Genomic DNA, 20,799 nt, shown 5'->3' with positions numbered 1-20,799 from the left:
GAAAAGCCAGGCTGCTGCATCACTTGCGTTACGGTTTGCGGCGGTCCTTTGTCCGGACGTAGGCCTCCCACAGGTCCGGGCGGCGAACCTTGGTGATCTCTTCGCTCATGCCATGGCGCCACTCTGCGATCTTGCCGTGATGGCCGGACATCAGCACATCGGGGATTTCCCGGCCCTTCCATTCGGCGGGGCGGGTGTATTGCGGATGTTCCAAAAGGCCGGAGGAGAAGCTCTCCTCTTCGGTCGAGGCATGATTGCCCAGAACCCCCGGGATCAGCCGCACGGTCGCGTCGATCAGCGCCTGCGCCGCCAGTTCACCGCCGGTCATCACGAAATCCCCCAGCGAGACCTCCTGGATGCCGTAATGCTCCAGCACCCGTTCATCGACGCCCTCGAACCGCCCGCAGAGCAGAGTGATGCCGTCGCATTGGGCGAAATTGTGCATCATCTGCTGGTTCATCGGCCGTCCGCGCGGGGTCAGGTAGACCAGGGGCCAGTTGCCGCGGGTGTCCGCCATCGTGTGTTCGATCGCCTCGCCCAGCACATCAGCGCGCAGCACCATGCCCGCACCGCCGCCGGCAGGTGTGTCGTCCACGTTGCGGTGCTTGCCAACGCCAAAATCGCGCAAATCGGTGGTCTCCAGCTGCCAAAGCCCCTCCTGCAGCGCCTTGCCTGTCAGGCTTTCACCCAGCACACCAGGGAAGGCATCCGGGAACAGCGTGATGATCTTGGCCTTCCAAACACCGACCAGATCCGGCGTCGGGGTCATCAGCTCACGCGGCTTCAGGGTCGGGCGGATGGCTTTGCGGCCATGGGATTTGCTTGGTGCTGTCATAATGATGCTGTTTAGTTCAGTCAGATTTTCACGCAATACAAAGCTTGGGTGTTTTGATGAATTCAGAAAGGCCGCCAACGGTTGCCGGAGACGGGTTTGCTGCCTCGGACGAGGTGCAGGCCCGCACCCAGGCGCTTTGGCCTCAGGCGGCAGCGGCCGCCGGTCTGCCTGAAGCTGGCGCGAAGTTCCGCAGGATGCAGTCCAACCGGCGCCTGCAGCAAAGCCGCTGCGTGCTGGAGATTGCGACAGCTGCGGGGCAACGGTTTGTGCTGCGGGCCGATTTCCAATCCGACAATCCGCTAAGGCGGGTAAGGGACTTGGAGCGTCATGGGCAAGCTGCCCGGCAGCTGAAGTCTGTCCCTGGTGTGTCGGTTCCGGACGTCTTGTGGCAGGATCCGGAACATCCTTATGTGCTGATGGAATTTGTCCCCGGGGAAACAGCCTACCGGGCGCTGGCCCTGACCGACTACGGCTTTGGTGCCAGGGCTGATGTTCTGCGCCGCATTGGTGGTGCAGTGGCCGAATTGCACAGAGTATCCGACGCCGGGCAGAAGCAGTTCTGGCCGAAACCTTTTTTGAAGTCGGTTTCAGACCGTGCGCAGGCGGTGCGCGAGGGGCAGCTTCAACTGCCGAAACCCAATAGATTTTTGGGGCTGTGCGCACATCTGCACCGGGCTGCAAGGCGCGCGCGGGGATGCGAGTTCCGCAGCGCAGTGGCGCATGGCGACTTGCACCTGCGCAATATTATCCTGTCGGATCAGGAGGTCTCGTTCATTGATTTCCTGAACCATAAGGCTGTTTTCCCGCAGCGCGATCTGGCCGATATCTGGCTGGCAAACTGCCCAGAGCACTTAGCTGCAGAAGACAGTGTCCCTGGGTTCGGGCTGGTGGCCCAAGCGGATTGGGCGGCTTTTGAAGAAGGTTATGGCGCCGGGCTGACAGGGGATCCGGTTTTCCGTTTCTTCTTTGCCTGGCGATTGTTCCGGCTTTGGCTCAGCCTGGGGGCCAAACCGCCCGAGGAGCGTGTGAAGACCCAAATGGTAGCCGTCTGGTCGGTGCGGGTTCTGGATGCCCTTCTGGCGGATGAGGCAGACTGACCTGCCGTCTCAGAACAGCCCTTCAGGCGGGTCAGCGATGATGCGCCGTTGGGTCAGATCCACGGTTGGCACAGCTTCCAGGGTGAAGGGCAGAAGCACCGTGGCCTTAAGGCCGGGGCCGTGGATTTCCAGCAGGTCGGCGGCGCCGTGGTTCTGCACCGACTTCACGGTGCCCAGCAGGGTGCCGCCTGTGTCATAGACCTCCAGCCCCATCAGATCGGCATGGTAGAACTCATCATCCGGCAGTTGCGGCAGCTGATCGCGGCGGGCAAACAGGCGCAGGCCCTTGATTGCGTCGGCGTCCTCCTTGGTTTCCACACCTTCCAGCAGCGCGGCAAAGCCGTTCTTGATCGGGCGGGTGATCGACAGGGAGTAGGTCCTGGAGCCGTCCTCGTTGCTCAGCGGCGAGTAATCCTCAATCTCCTCCGGGATGGCACAGAAGCTCTTGAGCCGCACCTCGCCTCGCACCCCGAAGGATCCGGCAATTGCGCCTACGCAGATCAGATCGCTCATGGTGTCAGTCCTTTGCACAGAACCCCGCGCGCAGCCATTGGCCGCCGGATTGTTCGCAGAGTTCCACTTGGTGGTTGCGTTCAAAGAAGATGCCCGCGGTAAAGGCCACTGCAACAAAAAACACAAGCCTTATCAACCGTCCCATGACGGACTCAGCGGGTTTCGAGCGGCAAATCCGCCATCCGGCTTTCCCAGCCGGTTTCTTCCAATTCCGGCGTATCCGACAGCCGTTCCGGGTAGCCGATGCAGAAATAGCCGATCAGCTGCCAGCCCTCGGGTGCATTCAGGTCGCGGTTCAGCTGCTGAGGGTCCAGCACCGAAACCCAGCCCAGCCCCAGGCCTTCGGCGCGCAGCGCCAGCCAGAACAGGGTGATGGCAGTAACCACCGAATAGCGGCGCATTTCCGGCATGGTTGCGGCGCCAAGGCCGTGGCCCTGGAGGGTCTCGTCGTCGCAGTAAACCGCCAGCTGCACCGGAGCTTCGCGCATGCCGGAAAGTTTCAGCTCTGCATAACGCTCGGCCTTCTCACCGGAATATCCGGTCAGGGCCTGGGCATTGGCGGCTTCGAAATTCTTCAGCGCAGCGGCGCGGGCGGTGCCGCTTTCCACCCGCAGGATGCGCCAGGGTTCGCTCAGGCCCACCGAGGGGGCGAGCTGAATAGCAGAGAGGCAGCGCATCAGCACTGCCTCCTCCACCGGATCATTGCGGAACCGGCGCACGTCGCGCCGGAGCCGCATCAGCAGATCAAGCTGGCTGCGGAACTCTTCGGGAAAAGCGCCCCGCAGCTCCACGGAATTATTCCGCGTCTGCAGCTGCTTCGGCGGCTTCAGCAGCCTTTGCAGCTTTCTCTTCCGCGCGCTCCTGGGCTTTCTTGCCCGGGGTGCCTTTTTTCGGGTTGCTGCGCTCGGTCTTGGCGCGGACGCCTGCGGCTTCCAGCATGCGGGCGATACGGTCGGTCGGCTGCGCGCCCTGGTCCAGCCAGTGCTGCACGCGCTCCATGTCCATTTTCACGCGCTCTTCCGAATCTTTCGGCAGCAGCGGGTTGTAGGTGCCCAGCTTCTCGATGAAGCGGCCGTCGCGCGGCATGCGGCTGTCAGCAGCCACGATGCGGTAGAAGGGGCGTTTTTTGGAGCCGCCGCGGGCCAAACGGATTTTCATTGCCATGGGTACATCTCCTTTGATGGCGTTGTCCGGGGTATGCCCCGGTTGTCCTGTTGTTGGTTGTTATTCTTGGTGTTTCTTGTGGTGGCGGATGACTTCACCGATGATGAAGTTCAAGAATGCCTTGGCGAATTCAGGGTCCAGATCGGCCTGTTGCGCCAGGTCTTCGAGCCGTGCGATCTGCGCCGCTTCGCGGGTGGGATCGGACGGGGGAAGGTCGTGTTCGGCCTTGAGCCGGCCCACCGCCTGGGTGTGCTTGAACCGCTCGCCCAGAGTATAGACGAGGATTGCATCCAGACGGTCGATGCTTTCGCGGTGGCCCTTCAGCAGCTGGGCTGCGCGGGCAACGGGATCTTGGATATCTGTTGTCATCGGGTTCTCCGCAATGCAGCAGGCCGGGGTGTCATCAAGGGGATGCCAGGCGTGCACCGGCTGTGCACCACCTGTGCACCGCCGCAGCGCAGCATCCGCAAATTCGCGCGCAGGTCAGTCAATGGCCCAGCCCTCCGGCTTGAAGAGCGGATCGGCGTAATGGCTGATTTCCATTTCGATCCCATGCGAAATCTGGCTGTCCTTCAGGGCGTCCGGTGCGGGGTGGCGGTAGACGGCGTCGTTGCCGTCGATGGTGGCGGCGCCATGGTCCTTGGCGGCGCCGAGCCGTTCCGCGAGCCGGATCGAGTCGAGATTCTTGGGGTCGATATAGCTGACCGCAGTCTCCCAGCCCAGTTCCGAATAAAAGTGGCGGCGGGCGGCATGCGCTGCCTCCAGCGCGTAGCCCTTGCCTGCGGCATCAGGCCAGATGATCCAGGCAATTTCGCGCTCCGGCCAGCCCGCAGGCTGCCAGCCGCCAGCCATGCCGTAGGTCTCGTTGCTGGCCTTGTCGTGGATCATCCACATGCCGAAGCCGCGCACCTGCCAGTGGCCGATCTCGGCGGCATAAAGCATCCAGGCCTCGTAAGGGTTCAGCGGCCCGCCCATGAAACGGGAGCGGTAGGAGCTGAAGGTAGCCTTGAAGTCGGGGTAATCCTGCGCTTCGGGGCCGCGCAGCACCAGGCGGCGGGTTTCGATCACCGGGATGTCAAACGGCATCAGCGCGCTCCTTCCAGGGGAAGGGCGCGGCAGCGCCAGGATATGATCCCGCGCAGGCGCATCAGTGCAAAAGCCCCGGGGCAGTTTGCTGCAGGCCGGAGCGGCGGGCGGCGGGCGAGTGGCGCCAGCAGCGCAGGCCGGGTGCCGGCTGCAGCGGGAAGGAAACCAGCCGTTCCGGTTTGGCGCCGGCGCGGCGGGCCAGGGCGATGGAGGCGGTGTTCTCTTCCGGCACATAGGAGACGATGGTGTCCCAGCCGGCTGCGTTGAATAGCCAGTCCAGCACGCATTGCACGGCCTCGCTGGCATACCCTTTGCCCTCGCCGGTCTCCATCAGGTGCCAGGACAGTTCCGGTTCCGGCCAGCCCTTGGGGAACCAGGGGCCGACCAGACCCACGGTGTCGCCGGTGCTGCGTTCCACCACGGCAAACAGGCCGTAGCCGTGCAGGTGCCAGTGGCCGATGATGGTGGCAATCGACCACCACAGCGAATCGGCATCATCCGCAACATTGATGAAACGCGGGGAGTCCGGTGCCAGGAAAGCCGCCTGGGCGTCAAACTCCGGGTCCGCCGGAGAAATCAGCATCAGCCGTTTGGAAACCAGCCTCGGATACCGCCGTTGCGCGTCTTTCATGTCATACCCCATTGTCCGGGCAGCGGGCCGCCCGGCGTCTTTTTCACCCATCCGGTGAAGGAGTATCGGGGAGACTGCGTAATTTTCCGTTAAACGGTTGCGGGCCGCGTCGGGCTGCGCAGTGCGGGACAGATGGGAGGTCATGCGTAGGCCTCCATCCCGCCGTCGCGAGGCGCCTCTGGGGCAGGGTGGCGGTAGACCAGCTCACGCCCATGCTTGGGATTGTCGAATTCAGCTTCGAACACTGCGCCCAGCCGTTCGGCCAGCGCTACCGAGCGGGTGTTGCCCGGGAAGATGTTGGAGCAAAGTGCAGGCAGGCCCATCACCTCATAGGCGTGGGTGCGGGCGGCCAGTGCGGCCTCTGACATGATGCCGCGGCCTTCGCCTGCAGGGAAGGCAACCCAGCCCAATTCAGGTTCGGGCCAGCCTTCGGGCTGCCAGACGCCGGTGATGCCAAGCGGCTCGCCGGTCTGCTTGCAGGTGATGGTCCAGAAGCCGAAGCCGCGCATCGCCCAGTGGCCCACCGACATGGTGAACCAGCGCCAGGCCTCGTTGCGGTCCAGCGGCCCGCCAAATCCCCAGGAGCGTGCTTCGTCCGCGAAGAACGCTGCCACCGGCCCGAAATCCGCCGCCTCCGGTCCGCGCAGGACCAGGCGTTCGGTTTCAAGCTGAGGGATGGCGGGGAGCTGCATGGCTTACTTCTTCTTGCCAAATCCGCTGAGGCCTGCGGGCAGGCCCATGCCGCCGCCCAGACCGGGGAGGCCGCCGGGCAGGCCGCCTTTGCCGCCCATTGCTTTGGCCGCCGCTTCCAGCGCCTTGGGGTCCATCTGGCTGGGGTCCATGCCGCCCATATCCGGCATGCCGCCCTTGCCGAACATGCCCTTCATGGCCTGTTTCAGCATCTTGCCTTTGCCCATCTTGCCCATCTTCTTCATCACATCGGCCATCTGCCGGTGCATCTTCAGAAGCTTGTTGAGGTCGGAGACCTCCATGCCGGAGCCGGTTGCGATACGTTTTTTGCGGGAGGCCTGCAGCAGGGCGGGGTTGGCGCGTTCCTTCTTGGTCATCGACTGGATCATGGCGATCTGGCGCTTCAGGACCTTGTCGTCCATGCCCGCGTCCTGCACCTGCTTGGCCATTTTGCCCATGCCGGGCATCATCTGCATCATGCCCTCCATGCCGCCCATCTGGAGCATCTGCTCAAGCTGCATCTTCAGGTCGTTCATGTTGAACTGACCTTTCATCATGCGCTTCATCATCTTTTCGGCCTGTTCGGCCTCGATGGTTTCCTGGGCCTTTTCGACCAGCGCCACGATGTCGCCCATGCCGAGGATGCGGCCGGCGATCCGGTCGGCCTCGAAGGTTTCGAGCGCGTCCATCTTCTCGCCAAGGCCGACAAAGCGGATCGGCTTGCCGGTGACAGCGCGCATCGACAGCGCCGCACCGCCGCGGCCGTCGCCGTCCATCCGGGTGAGCACCACGCCGCTGATGCCGATCTTGGCGTCGAATTCCTCGGCCACCTCGACGGCGACCTGGCCGGTCAGGCCATCGACCACAAGCAGGGTCTCGCGCGGGGAGACCACATTGCGGACGTCCTCGACCTCCTGCATCAGGGTCTCGTCGATGTGCAGGCGGCCGGCGGTATCCAGCATGTAGACGTCATAGCCGCCAAGGGTCGCCTGCTGCTTGGCGCGTTTGGCGATGTCGACCGGTTTCTGGCCGGGCACGATGGGCAGGGTGTCGACGCCGATCTGGGTGCCGAGGACGGCCAGCTGGTCCATCGCCGCCGGGCGGTAGACGTCAAGCGAGGCCATCAGGACCTTCTTGCCCTCTTTCTCCTTCAGCCGTTTTGCCAGCTTGCCGGTGGTGGTGGTCTTACCGGAGCCCTGCAGGCCGACCATCAGGACGGGCGCGGGCGGGTTGTCGACCTTGAGCTTGCCGGGGTCTTCCTCGCCGCGCAGCACGTCGACCAGCGCGTCGTGCACGATCTTCACGACCTGCTGGCCCGGGGTCACCGATTTGGTGACGGCCTGGCCGGTGGCCTGTTCCTGCACCTTCTTGACGAAGTCGCGGGCAACCGGCAGTGAGACGTCGGCTTCCAAGAGCGCCACGCGGACTTCGCGCAGGGCGGATTTGACGTCTTCCTCGTTCAGGGCGCCTTGTTTGGTCAGCCGGTCAAAGACGCCGGATAGGCGTTCGGATAGATTTTCAAACATGCCTGCGGCCTCCTAATGCCGGTTTCAACGTGTGGCGCCCCCGTATGTAGGGGACAAGCGAACCATGCGCAAATGCCCCCACGGGCGTAACACGCTGGTGGGGGGCGATCCCTGGCACGGGCAGGGACCGGAAGACTCAGATCTCCCGGATGTTGGGGCGGGGGTTACGCGGATTGGGAGCCGGAGTCAACCTTTGCCGGGCTTTCGGCGGGGAGCCAGGCGTTTATCGCATCGCTCAGCCGCTGCGGGCCGCCGCCATTGGTGTAGGCCTCGACCACCGGGTGGCGGCCGGCGCTCATGCCGCTGTCCAGCACAAGCACCGGGCGGTAGAGCGTGCGGGTGCGGCCCTCGCGGCGGCTGGTGGTGCTTTCCACCTCGGCATGGGACAGGTCGGCGAGGCGGTGCTCCACCTGGCTGTAGCCGAACACCGACTGGCGCCGGATCACGATGCTGCCGCCGGGCCGGTCGAGGATCACCTGCACCCGGCGCACGAACAGGCAGAAGGCGGCAAAGCCCATCCCGCCGCCTGCGAGAGCAAAGAAAAGGCCGAACCAGAGGTTTTCACCGCCGGTACTGGCGGCCCCCAGGCCTGCGCCGACAAAGACGAGGATAAACAGAATGAGGGAGATGCCGATGAACCAGGGGTTGTCGGCCAGGATCAGCTGCTCAGGCGTGTTGCGGGTGATTTTCATAATTCAAGCTTACCCAAGGGAAAGGCGAGAGGGAGGGGAAATCGGCACCGGTTGCGTCAAAACCGTGCGCGGGGCGCCGCCGCTACGCCCTCTGCGCGCTTGACTCGGGGGCGGACGCTTGGCCAACATCGAAAACGGCCCCTTGCTGCCCACTCACCGGCACGGGGCGCTCAGAAGAGCACCGAGGCAGATCTTTGGCACAGGCAAGCTGCACGCCCTTGGCGGCTGCGGTCCTAGGCGGGCATTCGCATCAGCTAAGGGAGGATCTGAGAACATGCGCGTTTTCACTATTCTGGGACCGTCGCAGTCCGGCAAATCAACGCTGGCGACGGCGCTGGCCAATCTGGACGGCACCGTGGGCAAGAGGCAGGAGGTTGCAGGCGTCGCCGCTTTGCAGCCTTTTTCATTTATGGGGGAGGATTGGGCCGCGATCGACATCGCAGGCGGCGCCGACAATCTGGCGCAGGCGGGACCGGCGCTGGCCGCCAGCGATGCTGCCGTCCTCTGTGTTCCGGCTGATGCCGGCGCTGCGGTGCTGAGCGCGCCGTATCTGCGCAAGCTGGAGGAGGCGGGGGTTCCCGCCTTTATTTTTGTCAACCGCATGGACCAGGCAACGGACCGGGTGGCGGAAATCGTCGCTGCGCTTCAGGCCTATTGCAGCCACAACATCATCCTGCGGCAGGTGCCGATCCGCGAGGAGGGCCAAGTTGTGGGTGCTGTGGATCTGATTTCCGAGCGGGCCTGGCAGTATCAGGAAGGCAAGCCTTCGGCGCTGATCGAGCTGCCGGTTGCCATGTATGCGCGTGAGCAGGAGGCCCGCACCGAACTGCTGGAGGCGCTGGCGGATTTTGACGACACGCTGCTGGAGGAGCTGATCGAGGATCAGCAGGTGATGGCGGAGGAAGCCTATGAGGTGGCCACCAAGGTGCTGCAGCACAACGACCTGATCCCGGCGCTGATGGGATCGGCGGAGCATAAGAACGGCATCCTGCGGCTGATGAAGTCGCTGCGCCATGAAGCGCCGGATGTGGGCGCGGCGCTGGAGCGGCTTTCGCAGGACGGCAAAGTGGTGGCGGTTGGCTGCATGGCGGATCTGGTCAAGCATCTGGGCAAGACGGTGATGGTGCGGGCGCTGGACGGCAATGTCGGCAACGGTGCTTCGGTGGGCGGTGCCGCGGTCGGTTCGCTGACCGGGGTCGGGTCGCAGGCGAATACCAGGCTGACACCTGGCGACCTGGGGCAGGCGGTGAAGTCGGATCACCTGAACCTGGGATTTGCTTACGGGCCGGACGGCGCTGCGCCGCTGCCGGGCTGGGCGCAGCCGCGGCCCTCAACTTTCCGGCGGGTGATCACGCCGGTGAACGAGCGTGATGACGCCCGGCTGTCAGGCGCGCTGGAGCGGCTGGCGGAAATCGACCCGGCGCTGGTGCTGGGCCAGGATGAAGCCAGCGGCCATGTGCTGCTGAACCTGCAGGGGCCGCTGCATATGCGGCGGATCAAGCAGGCGCTGAAGGATGAGTTCGGCGTCGAAGTGGAGGAGGGGCCGGTGCCGCCGGCCCTGCGTGAGACCATCAAGAAAGCGGTGCAGGTGCATCACCGGCACCGCAAGCAGTCGGGCGGCGCCGGCCAATTCGCCGATGTGGTGATCGAGGTGAAGCCCTTGCCCCGCGGCAGCGGGTTTGTGTTCGAGGAAATCGTGAAGGGCGGTGCGGTGCCCAAGAACTATATCCCCTCGGTCGAGGCGGGCGCGCGCGAGGCGCTGGCGCTGGGCCTCAATGGCCATCCGGTGGTGGATATCTGCGTGACCCTGAAAGATGGCAAGCATCATTCGGTGGACAGTTCCGACTATGCGTTCCGCACCGCGGGCAAGAATGCGGTGAGGGAGGCGCTGGCAGAAGCCGGTGCGGTGCTGCTGCAGCCGATCATGCGGGTGCATATCCATGTGCCGTCGGTGTTCACCGGCGGGCTGGTGCCGGTGGTGAGCGGCATGAAAGGCCAGATCCTGGGGTTCGAGGCCGAGGACGGCGTCGCGGGCTGGGACGTGTTCGAGACGCTCTTGCCGATGTCGGCGCAGGATGATCTGTGCAGCACCCTGGCCAGCGCCACCCGCGGCACAGGGTGGTTCAGCACCGACTTTGACCACTACGAGGAGGCGCGGCGGGCGGATTTCGCTGAGGCGTGATCTTTCCGGGGGCGGGTCTGAGCACCCGCCCTGCGGTGCGATGGCGCAAAACCGGGCGCGAAGGGCGGAACAGCTCTTGCGCCCCGGTGATGTTTTTTGTGATCTGCGCTGCAAACCGGAACGGCTTGCGGAGTAAGATCATGGATGCGTCATCGGCCTATCAGGACAGCCTGCCCATCTCCTCGGATGGGCTGCTTAAGCAGCTGGATGATTGGGGCATTGCCTATCAGCTGCATACCCATGTGCCGCTGCGCACGGTGGAGGACGCCAAGGGCGTCGAGGAGCAGTTCATGGTGCCGGGCGAAAACGCGCTGCGGCTGAAGAACCTGTACCTGCGGGACAAGAAGAAGCGGAATTATCTGGTGACGCTGCAGCAGGACCGCGAGATCGACCTGAAGGCGCTGGGCGCTGAGCTGGGCATTGGAAATCTGTCCTTCGGCTCAGCCGACCGGCTGCTGGAGAACCTGGGCATCCGCCCCGGCGCGGTCAGCCCGCTGGCGATGATCACCGGCGCTGGGAAGGGCGTCACCTTCTATATGGATGCACAGGCGCAGGAAGCCGACGTGATCTATATGCACCCGCTGGTCAATGACCGCACGGTGGCGATGAAGCGCGATGACGTGATGGCGTTCTTTGAGCGCACCGGTGTTGAGGTGCGCTGGGTCTAACCGGCCTTTTCGTCCGCCAGCGCCAGATCCAGCGCTGCGGTGACATGGGCAGCGGAGGGGTTCACGAACAGAAAGCCGCCGGCCTCGAAACTGACGTCGTCGATGTGACCGGGGAAGGCCAGCGGCAGTTCGGTGCAGGCCAGTAGGATGGCGGTGCCGGGCTGCGCGTGTTTCTTGCAGAACCGCAGCAGGCGGTCCTGTGCGGTGGCCGATGCGCCGCCGTAGAAATCTTCGTCGATCATCATCTGCATTTCAGCGATCTCGTCCTGCGGCAGGATCTCATTTGCTTTGACCTCATGTGCGGCGAGCACGCTGGCATAGTTGCGGGCCTGCATGGTGACTGTTGTGCCCAGCACCAGTGCGCGGGCGGCACCGGTTGCGGCGGTGGCTTCTGCGGTGGCGTCGAAGATGCTGAGGATCGGCATCACCACGCCCTCGCGGATCGCATGCAGGCGGGCGTGCGGGGTGTTGGAGGCGATCAGGGCGAAATCGCAGCCGGCGCGTTCCAGCGTCAGCATCGCCTCGCGGAAAACGGCATCAAAAGCGGCCCAGCTGGCCTCATCCCCCGCCCGTCCGCGCAAGGACCGGGTTTGCGCCTGCACCACGGATTCGATTGTGATCGGCGGCACTGGCAGCGGTGAGCCCGCGCCGCGGTCCGCAAAGAACCTTCCGGCGCCTTCGCAGATGGCGCGGTAGTAATCGAGAGTGGAGGCCCAGCCGACGCCGCCGAGAATGCCGATCTTCTTCATGGGAATGCCTGTGCTTTGAAATACCGGTGCAGGCAGAGTTGCACAGGCTCCGCCGGGCTGCCAAACATAAAAATGCCGCCAGCCGAGGGGGCTGACGGCAGGTGCGCGGGGCGGTGCAGGGGATCAGGCCGCCAGCGCTTCGATTTGGGTCCGGGCCTTGGCCAGGGCGCCCTCGGCGTCGATGGACATGGCGTCGGCGGCCACAATCTCAACCTCGGTGATGCCGATGAAACCCAGCACATGGCGCAGGTAGGTGGTGGCAAAGTCGATGTCGGACCCGGCCTGGGTGCCGCCGGAGGCCACCGCGATAATGGCGCGTTTGCCTTTCAGCAGGCCAATGGGGCCGGTTTCCTCGTAGCGGAAGGTGACGCCGACGCGGGCCACCAGGTCAATCCAGGCCTTGAGCGTGGAGGGTACCGAGAAGTTGTAGATCGGCGCGCCGATCACGATGGTGTCGGCCTGTTTCAGCTCCTCCACCAGCGCATCGGAGAGGGCGAGCAGCTGTTTGTCTGCCTCGCTGCGCTGATCGGCCGGGGTGAAGTTGGCCCCGATCCAGGCGCCGTCCAGCAGCGGCAGCGGCGCGGCCAGGTCGCGGCGGACCACGGTGTCAGCGCCCAGGCGGCCGACGATCTGTGCGGAGAGGTCCCGGGTCACCGAGCCTTCGGTGCGGGCAGAGGAGTCGAGATGCAGAACGGTGCGGGTCATTTTGGTGTTCCTGTGCTTGTTGCTGACAGGAATTTGGGGTATTGCAAATTTGAACGCAATGGCGGAAAAATAACATGATTTGTGCGCTGGCGCGCAAAAAGGCAGGCAAGGAGACCGGCATGGAAAACTGGGATGAAGTCCGCACCGCCTATCAGGTGGCCCGCATGGGCACGGTCAGCGGCGCGGCCGAAGTGCTGGGCGTGCACCATGCCACGGTGATCCGCCATATCGACGCCATCGAGGCACGGCTTGGGGTGAAGCTGTTCCAGCGCCACGCCCGCGGCTATACGCCGACCGAAGCCGGTCAGGACCTTTTGCGGGTGGCACAGGCGACCGACGACCAGTTCAGCCAGCTGGTCGGGCGGCTGAAGGGGCAGGGCGATGATGTCTCCGGTGAGCTGGTGGTGACCTCGCTGGCGTCTTTTGCGCCGATGCTGGTGCCGGCGCTGAAGGAGTTCCAGGACATGCACCCGGGTCTGATCATCCGCTATCTGACCGGCGACCGCCTGTTCCGGCTGGAATACGGCGAGGCGCATGTGGCCGTGCGCGCAGGCAATGCGCCGGATCAGCCGGACAATGTGGTGCAGCCCTTCATCAAGCAGCAGGTGGGGCTTTATGCCTCCAGGGCTTATGTGGAGAAATACGGCGTGCTGCAGGGCATCGGGGACATGGCCAACCACCGGTTCATCGGCAATGACGATGAGAGCAGCCGGGCGCCGTTTTCGCGCTGGCTGCGGGCCAATGCCCCGGCTGAGGCGATCTCGTTCCGCTGTTCAAACGGGTTCACCATGCAAAATGCGGTGCACAGCGGTGCCGGCATCGGCTTTATGGCGGCCTGGGAGGCGCGGCAGAACCCGAACCTGGTGGAAATGATGGCGCCGCAGGAAGAATGGGAGGGCACCCTGTGGCTGGTGACCCATGTGGACCTGCACCGCACCACCAAAGTGCAGACCTTCCTGAAGTTCCTCAAGGAACAGGCCAAAGAGTGGCAGCTGTGAACGAGGCGCTGCGCGGGCATCTGGCGATGCTGCTGTTTTCGGCGCTGGTGGCGGGGTCGTTCTCGCTGGGCGTGATGGTGGCAAATGAGATCGCGCCGGCGGCACTGAATGCGGCCCGGTTCGGCATTGCAGCGGTGGTGATCGGCGTTGCGGCGATGGTCACCACCGGATTGCGGCGGGTGCATTTCCAGGCCCCTTGGCGGTTTGCAGTACTGGGCGGGCTGTTCGGCGGTTATTTCGTGCTGATGTTCTACGGGCTGCAGACCGCGGCACCGGTCAGCGCAGCGGCGGTTTTCACGCTGGTGCCGGTGATGAGCGCGGGCTTTGGCTGGCTGCTGTTGCGGCAGGTGACCACCCGCTGGATGGCGCTGGCGCTGTCGATCGGGGCCGCGGGTGCGGTCTGGGTGATTGTGCGCGGCGACATGCAGGCACAGGCGGCGTTTCAGATCGGCCAGGGGGAGATCATCTATTTCTGGGGATGCGTGCTGCACGCGATCTACACGCCGATGGTGCGCAAGCTGAACCGGGGCGAGCCTGCGGTGGTGTTCACGTTCGGCATGCTGCTGGCGGGCGGCGCGCTGCTGGCGGTGTTCGGGTGGCAGGACATTCTGGCAACCGATTGGAGGCAGCTGCCGGGCATTGTTTGGATCGGCCTGATTTACCTCGCGGTCTTTGCCAGCTCTGCGACGTTCGTGCTGCTGCAATACGCCACCCTGCGGCTGCCCTCGGCCAAGGTGATGGCCTATACCTATCTGACGCCCAGCTGGGTGATCCTGTGGGAAATCGCGTTGGGCCGCGGCGCGCCGCCGGGCATGGTTCTGATCGGGGTGGTAATGTCGGTAGTTGCCCTGGTGATGCTGCTGGAAGGCGACGCCAAGCCGGTGCGCGCCTGAGCGTGACCCCTGGTGTCGCTTGCGGCAGGTCAACGCAAGCCTCTTGTTTTCCTGTATGCTGGTCCTGAGGGACGCGTCAGGAGAAGGAGGGAAAGATGTTTAAACATATCATGGTGCCCGTTGACCTGCACATGCCCCCGGCGGTCAAGAAAGCCCTGAACGTGGCTGCGGATTTCGCTGCCAACCATGGATCGCGGGTGACGCTGGTGCATGTGACAGGTGAGCAGATTGAAGGCGCGCATACTTTGGGGCCGTCAGGTGATGAGCTGGCAGCACTGGCCGGCAAGATGGCCGAAAGCAGCGGCGCAAGGGTCGAAGGGCTGCCGGTCCACTCTGTGGATGTCGGATCAGAGATGGATTCCGTTCTGGCCCGGACCGCCAAGGAGCTGGAAGTGGACCTGATCGTGATCGCAACGCATATGCCCGGCATCCTGGACTATGTGTTCTCGTCCCACGCCAGCCATCTGGTGCTGCATTCCGAAATTTCGGTGTTTGTCGTCCGTTAGGTTTCGGCCCCTAGGTTTCGGATGGGGCATCCTCAGACAGGTGCTCCGCTTCCAGAAAGCGCTCGAAGGCATCCAGGTTCACCGGCTCGAACTGGCCGAAGCCCTGCATCCACACGCTTGCGGCCCGCATTGCGTCGGGCTGCAGCTTGCACCATTTGACTCGGCCGCGCTTCTCCTGCGCGATGAGGCCGGCGCGGGTCAGGATGGTCAGGTGCTTGGAAACAGCGGCCAGCGACATCTCGAACGGCTCTGCCACGTCTGTGACCGCCATGTCGTCCTCCAGCAGCATGGTCAGGATCGCTCGGCGGGTCGGGTCGGCGAGGGCTGCAAAGACTGTGTCGAGGGTGTCGCTCATGCCTGATACTCCTAAAGGGCAAGAAGCGGGTCGACAATCCTGCAAAAACTGCGATGGATCGGTGCAAGGCATTTCGAGAGGGCAGTTGGCATGGCGTTGCGCTATTGGGCGGTGATTTTCATTCTTGGCATCGGCTGGGGCATGTCGTTCATGTTCAACGCCATCCTGCTGCGCGAGCTGGGGCCGCTGTCGGTCTCCATGGGCCGTGTGGGCTTTGGCGCGCTGGGCTGCTGGATCTACGTGCTGGCGGCGCGGAAGAAAGTGCCGGCTGATGCGTGGCGCTGGCTGGCGCTGTTCGGGTTCGGCGTGCTGAGCTATGCCGGGCCCTTTGCCTTTTACGCGCTGGGCCAGCAGCATATCGCCAGCGGTGTGGCCGGGATCGTCAATGCGACCACGCCGGCGCTGGCGGTTGTAGTGTCGCATTTCTGGCCCGGCGGCGAGCGGGCGACGGTGCTGAAGTCGCTGGGGGTGATCTGCGGGTTCCTGGGCATTGTGCTGCTGTCGCTGCCGATCCTGGAGGGCGGCCAGTCATCGGAAGCCTGGGCGGTGCTGATCACACTGTGCGCGCCGCTGTGCTATGCTTTCTCCGTCAATATCGCGCGCAGCTTCCGGGATATGGAGCCGGTGGTGCTGGTGGCGATTGCGCTGACCGGGTCGACCGCCGCGATTGCGCCGCTGGCGCTGTGGAGCGAGGGGGTGCCGGTGATCACACGCATGGAAACCTGGGCGTCGCTGCTGGTGATCGGCTTTGTGCTGACCTCGGCGGCCTTCATCGCCTTTTACTGGGTGCTGCCCAAGGTGGGGCCGACCAACATCACCATGCCGACGCTGATTGCGCCGGTGTCGGCGCTGTTTCTGGGCACTTACATTCTGGGCGAGACGCTGCTGGCAGAGCACTTGTGGGGCATGGCGGCGATCCTGCTGGGGCTGCTGCTGATCGACGGGCGGATTGTGCGCTGGCGGCTGCCGAAACCGCCCGCCGACTAAAATCAACCTTTTGGTTGAATATGGATTCCGGGATGGTTTGGCGCTAACAGCGGCTGCGGCAGAGCGGCGCGGTGTGTGAGGGTTGGTAAAATATCGCGCATAAACAATGGGATGGACATGTTTTGAATCTTCGATCCTTGTAATTGACTCCTAAGCCCCGTGGCCTTAGCACCCTCACTAGAAATTCGCGTGAGGATGGCGCCCGTGACCGACGACGACCAAAAGCAGCGCATGGCGCAGCTGGAGGAGAAATTGGCGGCGGCGCGTAAGGCCCAGGAGCCCAAGCCGCGCGCGGATGAGCATTATTCCCTGGCCAACCAGGCCTGGCGGATGGTGATCGAATTGGTGGCCGGTCTCGCGATCGGCTTTGGCATCGGATACGGGCTGGACCATCTGTTTGGAACCCTGCCCATCTTCATGGTGCTGTTCATAATGCTGGGCCTGGCGGCTGGGGTGAAGACGATGCTTCGCACCGCGCAGGAGATCCAGAAAGAGAAACTGGCCGAAGAGGCCGACAAAAAAGCGCAAGACCGGGACTGATCCGACGGGATCGGCGACCGGCGACAGGAGAAGCGGACCGATGGGCAAAATTTTCTTTTACGCAGCTCTGGCACTGGTGCTGGCATCCGGCCTGATCTTGGCGCCGGAAGAAGCCAAGCTTGCGATCCACCCGATGGACCAGTTCCAGGTGAGCGCGCTGTTCGGCGGTGACATTTCCTGGTACACTCCGACCAACGTGACCGCATGGATGGCCGCTGCTGTAGCCGCCGTGTTCGCGCTGCTGGTTCTGGGCTCCTCGCGCCGCGCCATCGTGCCGGGCCGCGCCCAGTCGGTTGCGGAACTGGCTTATGGCTTCATCTACAAGATGGTTGAGGACGTGGCCGGCAAGGACGGCGTCAAGTTCTTCCCCTACATCATGACCCTGTTCATGTTCATCGTGATGGCCAACTTCCTGGGCCTGATCCCCGGCTCCTTCACCACCACTTCGCATATCGCAGTCACTGCAGTTCTGGCGGCGCTGGTGTTCGTGACCGTGACTGTGGTTGGCTTCGTCAAGAACGGCGTTGGCTTCCTGGGCCTGTTCTGGGTGTCGAGCGCGCCGCTGGCGCTCCGCCCGATCCTGGCCATCATCGAACTGATTTCCTACTTCGTGCGCCCCGTCAGCCACTCCATCCGTCTTGCCGGTAACGTGATGGCGGGCCACGCGGTTCTGAAAGTGTTCGCAGGCTTCGCCGCAGCACTGGGCATGTTCAGCTTCCTGCCGATCTTTGCCATCACCGCAGTTTACGCACTCGAAGTTCTGGTGGCCTTCATCCAGGCCTACGTGTTCACCATCCTGACCTGCGTGTACCTGAAGGATGCACTGCACCCGAGCCACTAAGGCCAGGATCTGAAAGCTTACCGGGCGGCGCCCTGAACGGCCCTGCCCAACCTAGAAATCACCACATTCCATCGTAAGGAGAGAAATCATGGAAGGCGATATCGCACAACTCGGTCAGTTCGTCGGCGCAGGCCTGGCAGCAATCGGTTCCGGCGCAGCCGCAATCGGTGTGGGCCACGTGGCTGGCAACTTCCTGGCAGGCGCTCTGCGCAACCCGTCGGCAGCTGCCGGCCAGACCGCAACCCTGTTCATCGGCATCGCGTTTGCAGAAGCACTGGGCATCTTCTCGTTCCTGGTCGCTCTGCTGCTGATGTTCGCCGTCTAAGACCTTAGGAACCTATTTCCTTACGGCCGGGCAGTGCAGATCCTGCGCTGCCCGGTGTAACGGCAAGTTCCTGGGAGGACGACATGGCATCAAATACGCAAGAGGCAGCACACGGCGGCGGTTCCGCAATGCCGCAGCTGGACTTCTCGACCTTCGGGAACCAGATCTTCTGGCTCGTGGTCGCCCTGGTCGTGATCTACCTCATCCTGTCGCGCGTCGCGCTGCCCCGCATCGCTGCGGTGCTGGCCGAGCGTCAGGGGACCATCACCAACGACCTCGCCGCGGCTGAAGACCTGAAAGCCAAGGCTGTCGAGGCCGAAAACGCATATAACAAAGCTCTGGCGGATGCCCGTGCCGAGGCTCAGCGCATCGCTGCTGAAACCCGCGCAGAAATCCAGGCCGGGCTGGACGAGGCAATTGCCAAAGCGGACGAACAGATCGCTGCCAAGGCTGCCGAGTCTGAAAAGGCAATCGCCGAAATCAAGGCTGGCGCGCTGGAAAGCGTGAAAGCAGTTGCAAACGATACCGCAGAAGCGCTGGTCGCTGCTCTGGGCGGTTCGGCAGACAAAGACGCAATTGCCAAGGCAGTTGCCGAGCGGACGAAAGGATAAGGACATGCGCAACATTCTCGCTCTTGCCCTGACCCTTGGCGCTGCTTCGCCTGCATTTGCTGCCGGCGGCGGCATGGACCTGTCCAACACCAACCTGGTTGTTGCTCTGGCGTTCGTCCTGTTCATCGGCATTCTGCTGTTTGCCAAGGTGCCGTCACTGCTGGCTGGCCAGCTCGACAACCGCGCCGAAGGCATCCAGAAGGAACTGGACGAAGCCCGTGCCCTGCGTGAAGAGGCCCAGACCGTTCTGGCGTCTTATGAGCGCAAGCAGCAGGAAGTTCAGGCCCAGGCTGACCAGATCGTGGCAGCTGCCCGTGACGAAGCTGGCCGTGCGGCTGAACAGGCTAAAGCGGACCTGGAAACCTCCATCGCCCGCCGTCTGGCGGCTGCTGAGGACCAGATCGCCTCGGCAGAAGCTTCGGCTGTGAAAGAAGTGCGCGACCAGGCGATTTCCATCGCCGTTGCTGCCGCGGATCAGGTGATCTCCAAGCAGATGACCGCGACCGAGGCCAACAAGCTGATCGACGCCGCCATCGCGGATGTGGACGCCAAGCTGCACTAAGCTTTGGCTGATCCTGACAAGTTAAAAGAACCCGGTCCGAGCGGCCGGGTTTTTTGTTTGGGGAGTGTAGCCTGAACTCAAGCCTGCTCTACAAAAAAACTGCAAATTATGATGTGCCCATCGCCATTTGAATGCTGCAGAAAATCGGTATCGTTGCTGCCAAGCAATCCCGTTCCTGACTCGCTAAACCAACGCATGCGAGGATCTGGATCAGACTTTGGTGGATACGGCGTCAAAGACATCGACATCTTGTAGAGACTATCTTTGCGAACGTGATCATGAACATGAACTACTGCAATCACCGGCTCTTCTTCGTGTCAGAAGTTTGGACTATTTCTGATAGTTCGCTTGGAACTGTCATCTCTAAGCCATATGGAAATGTGTTTTTTCACGTCGCAACGCCGCTTGAATAGTCTTCAAACTCCCATGCAAAAAAACGGGCAAGGTAACGTGCAACATCACCCCAATCTTTACCCTCCGCGTTTGTGACCAAGTCAAAAATTGTCGACTCAATTTCGTCTGGATTGAAATATTCCATAAACAGAAAATGCCGCCCAAAGGCTGGCTTGCAGACTTGCTCATGGCTGACGTGAGACCGTGGAGGCTTCAGGACGTTATCTTCGAACCACTTCGGAGAGCAAATTGTTAGAACAAAATTGTCTCCTCCCTCGTGGCCTTGTATTCCGATGTTCATGTCTGCAATTGCGCAAAAGTTAGCTGCGTCTTCTGGCCAGTATTTTTCGCCGCGATAGTCATCGAGGTAAAATTGCTTAATTTCTGCCTTCATGGTTCTGCCTTGCGTCACCCCTTCCCGGTCTCATGCTCCAGCCGCTGCCGGGCCACCTCTGCGTTGCGCTCAGCCCGCTGGTGGTCGGTGAGGGCTTGTTTCACATAGTCCAGATGCGCCTCCACAGCGGTGCGGGCGGCTTGCGGGTCGCGGGCCTGCAGGGCGGCGTTGATGGCGCGGTGCTGCTCCAGAAGCGCCTCATAGGTGGTGTGCTGCTGGAACATGATGCGGCGGTTGTAGAACACGCCTTCGCGCAACAGATCGAACATCGAGCGCATCATGTGCAGCATGATCACGTTGTGGCTGGCATCCATGATGGCGGAGTGGAACTGGGCGTCGAGCCTGGCCGCTTCCTCAGAGACGGCGGGATTGCCGGCCGCCTCCATTTTGTCAAAGATCGCCTGGATCACCTGCAGGTCGTAGTCCGACCCGAACCGGGCGGCGCGTTCGGCAGCGAGCCCTTCCATGTCGCGGCGGAATGAGAGGTAGTCAAACACTGCCTCGTCATGGGTGGCGAACAGCTGGATCAGGGCAGGGGAGAAGGCGGAGCCCAGAACATCGGCGACAAACACACCGGAGCCGGCCTTGGAGGCCAGTAGGCCGCGCGCCTGCAACTCGCTGATAGCGTCACGCAAGGAGGGGCGGGAGACGCCGAGCCGTTCGGCCAGTTCCCGTTCGGCGGGCAGGCGCTCGCCCGGCGAGAGAATGCCGCGCAGGATCAGCTGCTCGATCTGCTTGACGACGGAGGCGGAGAGTTTTTCGGGCTGGACTTTCTGGAAGGGCATCTGGTCGCTCTGGCGGATTGGTCAATTTATATGACCACGCGGGGCGGGCAGCCGCAAGAGCGGAGCGCATC

27 protein-coding genes are annotated in these 20,799 nt (G+C 63.1%); 12 read left to right on the top strand and 15 right to left on the bottom strand.

Features of this window, described 5'->3' with window-relative positions; genetic code table 11:
- Window positions 1-28 precede the first annotated feature (28 nt).
- Window positions 29-835 (bottom strand): tRNA (guanosine(37)-N1)-methyltransferase TrmD, encoded by an 807-nt coding sequence (trmD, locus tag RA26_RS19895; RefSeq protein ID WP_039186826.1) that lies wholly within the window; start codon window positions 833-835, stop codon window positions 29-31.
- A gap of 56 nt (window positions 836-891) precedes the next feature.
- Between trmD and RA26_RS19890 the strand changes: the two genes are divergently transcribed.
- Window positions 892-1,932, top strand: a complete 1,041-nt coding sequence (locus RA26_RS19890; protein ID WP_039186824.1) for an aminoglycoside phosphotransferase family protein — start codon at window positions 892-894, stop codon at window positions 1,930-1,932.
- A gap of 9 nt (window positions 1,933-1,941) precedes the next feature.
- On the opposite strand, the gene rimM is transcribed toward RA26_RS19890, so the two are convergent.
- From rimM to RA26_RS19845, 9 genes are all read right to left on the bottom strand, one after another.
- Window positions 1,942-2,445, bottom strand: coding sequence for a ribosome maturation factor RimM (gene rimM / locus RA26_RS19885; RefSeq protein ID WP_039186823.1), 504 nt, complete (start codon window positions 2,443-2,445; stop codon window positions 1,942-1,944).
- A 152-nt stretch (window positions 2,446-2,597) separates the two neighbouring features.
- Window positions 2,598-3,236, bottom strand: coding sequence for a 5,6-dimethylbenzimidazole synthase (gene bluB, locus RA26_RS19880; RefSeq protein ID WP_039186821.1), 639 nt, complete (start codon window positions 3,234-3,236; stop codon window positions 2,598-2,600).
- A gap of 4 nt (window positions 3,237-3,240) precedes the next feature.
- Window positions 3,241-3,609, bottom strand: coding sequence for a 30S ribosomal protein S16 (rpsP, locus tag RA26_RS19875; RefSeq protein ID WP_039186819.1), 369 nt, complete (start codon window positions 3,607-3,609; stop codon window positions 3,241-3,243).
- A gap of 60 nt (window positions 3,610-3,669) precedes the next feature.
- The gene (locus tag RA26_RS19870; RefSeq protein WP_027235628.1) at window positions 3,670-3,978 is read right to left on the bottom strand and encodes a chorismate mutase; all 309 of its coding nucleotides are present in this window, start codon (window positions 3,976-3,978) and stop codon (window positions 3,670-3,672) included.
- 114 nt (window positions 3,979-4,092) lie between these two features.
- Window positions 4,093-4,695: a GNAT family N-acetyltransferase gene (locus tag RA26_RS19865; RefSeq protein ID WP_039186816.1), complete on the bottom strand. Its 603-nt coding sequence runs from the start codon at window positions 4,693-4,695 to the stop codon at window positions 4,093-4,095.
- Window positions 4,696-4,756: 61 nt separating this feature from the next.
- Complete coding sequence (locus RA26_RS19860) at window positions 4,757-5,470, bottom strand: GNAT family N-acetyltransferase (protein ID WP_241482698.1); 714 nt, start codon at window positions 5,468-5,470, stop codon at window positions 4,757-4,759.
- Window positions 5,467-6,018, bottom strand: a complete 552-nt coding sequence (locus tag RA26_RS19855; RefSeq protein ID WP_039186813.1) for a GNAT family N-acetyltransferase — start codon at window positions 6,016-6,018, stop codon at window positions 5,467-5,469. Before RA26_RS19855 ends, RA26_RS19860 begins: the two co-directional genes overlap by 4 nt.
- 3 nt (window positions 6,019-6,021) lie before the next feature.
- On the bottom strand, window positions 6,022-7,542 hold the full coding sequence (gene ffh / locus RA26_RS19850; protein WP_039186810.1) for a signal recognition particle protein: 1,521 nt from the start codon (window positions 7,540-7,542) through the stop codon (window positions 6,022-6,024).
- Window positions 7,543-7,706: 164 nt separating this feature from the next.
- Window positions 7,707-8,234: a hypothetical protein gene (locus tag RA26_RS19845; protein ID WP_039186808.1), complete on the bottom strand. Its 528-nt coding sequence runs from the start codon at window positions 8,232-8,234 to the stop codon at window positions 7,707-7,709.
- Window positions 8,235-8,508: 274 nt separating this feature from the next.
- Here RA26_RS19845 and RA26_RS19840 point away from each other — a divergent pair, with 274 nt between their 5' ends.
- Both RA26_RS19840 and RA26_RS19835 read left to right on the top strand, forming a co-directional pair.
- Window positions 8,509-10,416 carry an elongation factor G gene (locus tag RA26_RS19840; RefSeq protein WP_039186805.1) on the top strand — a complete coding sequence of 636 codons (1,908 nt, stop codon included), beginning with the start codon at window positions 8,509-8,511 and terminating at the stop codon, window positions 10,414-10,416.
- Window positions 10,417-10,556: 140 nt separating this feature from the next.
- Entirely contained in the window at window positions 10,557-11,084 is a 528-nt protein-coding gene (locus RA26_RS19835; protein ID WP_039186858.1) for a prolyl-tRNA synthetase associated domain-containing protein, read from the top strand.
- Here RA26_RS19835 and RA26_RS19830 read toward each other — a convergent pair.
- On the bottom strand, window positions 11,081-11,833 hold the full coding sequence (locus tag RA26_RS19830) for an aspartate/glutamate racemase family protein (RefSeq protein WP_039186802.1): 753 nt from the start codon (window positions 11,831-11,833) through the stop codon (window positions 11,081-11,083). The genes RA26_RS19835 and RA26_RS19830 overlap by 4 nt on opposite strands.
- Before the next feature lie 123 nt (window positions 11,834-11,956).
- Window positions 11,957-12,538 (bottom strand): FMN-dependent NADH-azoreductase, encoded by a 582-nt coding sequence (locus tag RA26_RS19825; RefSeq protein ID WP_039186800.1) that lies wholly within the window; start codon window positions 12,536-12,538, stop codon window positions 11,957-11,959.
- Between the two features lie 119 nt (window positions 12,539-12,657).
- Between RA26_RS19825 and RA26_RS19820 the strand changes: the two genes are divergently transcribed.
- From RA26_RS19820 to RA26_RS19810, 3 genes are all read left to right on the top strand, one after another.
- Window positions 12,658-13,536, top strand: a complete 879-nt coding sequence (locus RA26_RS19820) for a LysR family transcriptional regulator (RefSeq protein ID WP_039186856.1) — start codon at window positions 12,658-12,660, stop codon at window positions 13,534-13,536.
- Window positions 13,533-14,429: a DMT family transporter gene (locus tag RA26_RS19815; RefSeq protein ID WP_275041648.1), complete on the top strand. Its 897-nt coding sequence runs from the start codon at window positions 13,533-13,535 to the stop codon at window positions 14,427-14,429. The genes RA26_RS19820 and RA26_RS19815 overlap by 4 nt, the downstream gene beginning before the upstream one ends.
- Window positions 14,430-14,524: 95 nt before the next feature.
- The gene (locus RA26_RS19810; RefSeq protein ID WP_039186797.1) at window positions 14,525-14,935 is read left to right on the top strand and encodes a universal stress protein; all 411 of its coding nucleotides are present in this window, start codon (window positions 14,525-14,527) and stop codon (window positions 14,933-14,935) included.
- A 10-nt stretch (window positions 14,936-14,945) separates the two neighbouring features.
- Here RA26_RS19810 and RA26_RS19805 read toward each other — a convergent pair whose 3' ends face one another.
- A complete protein-coding gene (locus tag RA26_RS19805) occupies window positions 14,946-15,290 on the bottom strand; it encodes an ArsR/SmtB family transcription factor (RefSeq protein ID WP_039186793.1) in 345 nt (114 codons plus the stop codon).
- Window positions 15,291-15,380: 90 nt separating this feature from the next.
- Here RA26_RS19805 and RA26_RS19800 point away from each other — a divergent pair, with 90 nt between their 5' ends.
- From RA26_RS19800 to RA26_RS19775, 6 genes are all read left to right on the top strand, one after another.
- Window positions 15,381-16,277 carry a DMT family transporter gene (locus tag RA26_RS19800; RefSeq protein ID WP_039186789.1) on the top strand — a complete coding sequence of 299 codons (897 nt, stop codon included), beginning with the start codon at window positions 15,381-15,383 and terminating at the stop codon, window positions 16,275-16,277.
- A 195-nt stretch (window positions 16,278-16,472) separates the two neighbouring features.
- Window positions 16,473-16,817, top strand: coding sequence for an AtpZ/AtpI family protein (locus tag RA26_RS19795; RefSeq protein ID WP_446720184.1), 345 nt, complete (start codon window positions 16,473-16,475; stop codon window positions 16,815-16,817).
- 40 nt (window positions 16,818-16,857) lie between these two features.
- Window positions 16,858-17,658 carry a F0F1 ATP synthase subunit A gene (locus RA26_RS19790; RefSeq protein ID WP_039186784.1) on the top strand — a complete coding sequence of 267 codons (801 nt, stop codon included), beginning with the start codon at window positions 16,858-16,860 and terminating at the stop codon, window positions 17,656-17,658.
- A gap of 88 nt (window positions 17,659-17,746) precedes the next feature.
- On the top strand, window positions 17,747-17,983 hold the full coding sequence (locus RA26_RS19785; protein ID WP_008553903.1) for a F0F1 ATP synthase subunit C: 237 nt from the start codon (window positions 17,747-17,749) through the stop codon (window positions 17,981-17,983).
- A gap of 83 nt (window positions 17,984-18,066) precedes the next feature.
- Window positions 18,067-18,594, top strand: a complete 528-nt coding sequence (locus RA26_RS19780; RefSeq protein ID WP_039186781.1) for a F0F1 ATP synthase subunit B' — start codon at window positions 18,067-18,069, stop codon at window positions 18,592-18,594.
- Between the two features lie 4 nt (window positions 18,595-18,598).
- Entirely contained in the window at window positions 18,599-19,156 is a 558-nt protein-coding gene (locus tag RA26_RS19775; RefSeq protein WP_039186779.1) for a F0F1 ATP synthase subunit B, read from the top strand.
- Between the two features lie 388 nt (window positions 19,157-19,544).
- Here RA26_RS19775 and RA26_RS19770 read toward each other — a convergent pair whose 3' ends face one another.
- On the bottom strand, window positions 19,545-19,943 hold the full coding sequence (locus RA26_RS19770; protein WP_039186776.1) for an Imm8 family immunity protein: 399 nt from the start codon (window positions 19,941-19,943) through the stop codon (window positions 19,545-19,547).
- A gap of 14 nt (window positions 19,944-19,957) precedes the next feature.
- The gene (locus RA26_RS19765) at window positions 19,958-20,728 is read right to left on the bottom strand and encodes a FadR/GntR family transcriptional regulator (protein ID WP_039186774.1); all 771 of its coding nucleotides are present in this window, start codon (window positions 20,726-20,728) and stop codon (window positions 19,958-19,960) included.
- Window positions 20,729-20,799 lie beyond the last annotated feature (71 nt).

It is taken from the genome of Leisingera sp. ANG-M7 (assembly GCF_000813965.1).
Taxonomy (GTDB): domain Bacteria; phylum Pseudomonadota; class Alphaproteobacteria; order Rhodobacterales; family Rhodobacteraceae; genus Leisingera.
The sequence above is the reverse complement of the archived record's forward strand: the minus strand, read 5'-3'. Positions and strand labels throughout refer to the sequence as shown.

Excerpts from the sequence above, each read along its gene's own strand:
- RA26_RS19855 (WP_039186813.1), bottom strand. The coding sequence starts at position 6,018 with ATGCAGCTCCCCGCCATCCCTCAGCTTGAAACCGAACGCCTGGTCCTG.
- RA26_RS19775 (WP_039186779.1), top strand. The coding sequence starts at position 18,599 with ATGCGCAACATTCTCGCTCTTGCCCTGACCCTTGGCGCTGCTTCGCCT.
- RA26_RS19820 (WP_039186856.1), top strand. The coding sequence starts at position 12,658 with ATGGAAAACTGGGATGAAGTCCGCACCGCCTATCAGGTGGCCCGCATG.
- RA26_RS19765 (WP_039186774.1), bottom strand. The coding sequence starts at position 20,728 with ATGCCCTTCCAGAAAGTCCAGCCCGAAAAACTCTCCGCCTCCGTCGTC.
- RA26_RS19810 (WP_039186797.1), top strand. The coding sequence starts at position 14,525 with ATGTTTAAACATATCATGGTGCCCGTTGACCTGCACATGCCCCCGGCG.
- RA26_RS19800 (WP_039186789.1), top strand. The coding sequence starts at position 15,381 with ATGGCGTTGCGCTATTGGGCGGTGATTTTCATTCTTGGCATCGGCTGG.
- RA26_RS19770 (WP_039186776.1), bottom strand. The coding sequence starts at position 19,943 with ATGAAGGCAGAAATTAAGCAATTTTACCTCGATGACTATCGCGGCGAA.
- RA26_RS19860 (WP_241482698.1), bottom strand. The coding sequence starts at position 5,470 with ATGACCTCCCATCTGTCCCGCACTGCGCAGCCCGACGCGGCCCGCAAC.
- RA26_RS19865 (WP_039186816.1), bottom strand. The coding sequence starts at position 4,695 with ATGCCGTTTGACATCCCGGTGATCGAAACCCGCCGCCTGGTGCTGCGC.
- RA26_RS19795 (WP_446720184.1), top strand. The coding sequence starts at position 16,473 with ATGGCGCCCGTGACCGACGACGACCAAAAGCAGCGCATGGCGCAGCTG.
- RA26_RS19790 (WP_039186784.1), top strand. The coding sequence starts at position 16,858 with ATGGGCAAAATTTTCTTTTACGCAGCTCTGGCACTGGTGCTGGCATCC.
- RA26_RS19805 (WP_039186793.1), bottom strand. The coding sequence starts at position 15,290 with ATGAGCGACACCCTCGACACAGTCTTTGCAGCCCTCGCCGACCCGACC.
- trmD (WP_039186826.1), bottom strand. The coding sequence starts at position 835 with ATGACAGCACCAAGCAAATCCCATGGCCGCAAAGCCATCCGCCCGACC.
- rpsP (WP_039186819.1), bottom strand. The coding sequence starts at position 3,609 with ATGGCAATGAAAATCCGTTTGGCCCGCGGCGGCTCCAAAAAACGCCCC.
- RA26_RS19825 (WP_039186800.1), bottom strand. The coding sequence starts at position 12,538 with ATGACCCGCACCGTTCTGCATCTCGACTCCTCTGCCCGCACCGAAGGC.
- RA26_RS19840 (WP_039186805.1), top strand. The coding sequence starts at position 8,509 with ATGCGCGTTTTCACTATTCTGGGACCGTCGCAGTCCGGCAAATCAACG.
- RA26_RS19785 (WP_008553903.1), top strand. The coding sequence starts at position 17,747 with ATGGAAGGCGATATCGCACAACTCGGTCAGTTCGTCGGCGCAGGCCTG.
- RA26_RS19780 (WP_039186781.1), top strand. The coding sequence starts at position 18,067 with ATGGCATCAAATACGCAAGAGGCAGCACACGGCGGCGGTTCCGCAATG.
- RA26_RS19890 (WP_039186824.1), top strand. The coding sequence starts at position 892 with ATGAATTCAGAAAGGCCGCCAACGGTTGCCGGAGACGGGTTTGCTGCC.
- RA26_RS19845 (WP_039186808.1), bottom strand. The coding sequence starts at position 8,234 with ATGAAAATCACCCGCAACACGCCTGAGCAGCTGATCCTGGCCGACAAC.
- RA26_RS19830 (WP_039186802.1), bottom strand. The coding sequence starts at position 11,833 with ATGAAGAAGATCGGCATTCTCGGCGGCGTCGGCTGGGCCTCCACTCTC.
- RA26_RS19870 (WP_027235628.1), bottom strand. The coding sequence starts at position 3,978 with ATGACAACAGATATCCAAGATCCCGTTGCCCGCGCAGCCCAGCTGCTG.
- ffh (WP_039186810.1), bottom strand. The coding sequence starts at position 7,542 with ATGTTTGAAAATCTATCCGAACGCCTATCCGGCGTCTTTGACCGGCTG.
- RA26_RS19835 (WP_039186858.1), top strand. The coding sequence starts at position 10,557 with ATGGATGCGTCATCGGCCTATCAGGACAGCCTGCCCATCTCCTCGGAT.
- rimM (WP_039186823.1), bottom strand. The coding sequence starts at position 2,445 with ATGAGCGATCTGATCTGCGTAGGCGCAATTGCCGGATCCTTCGGGGTG.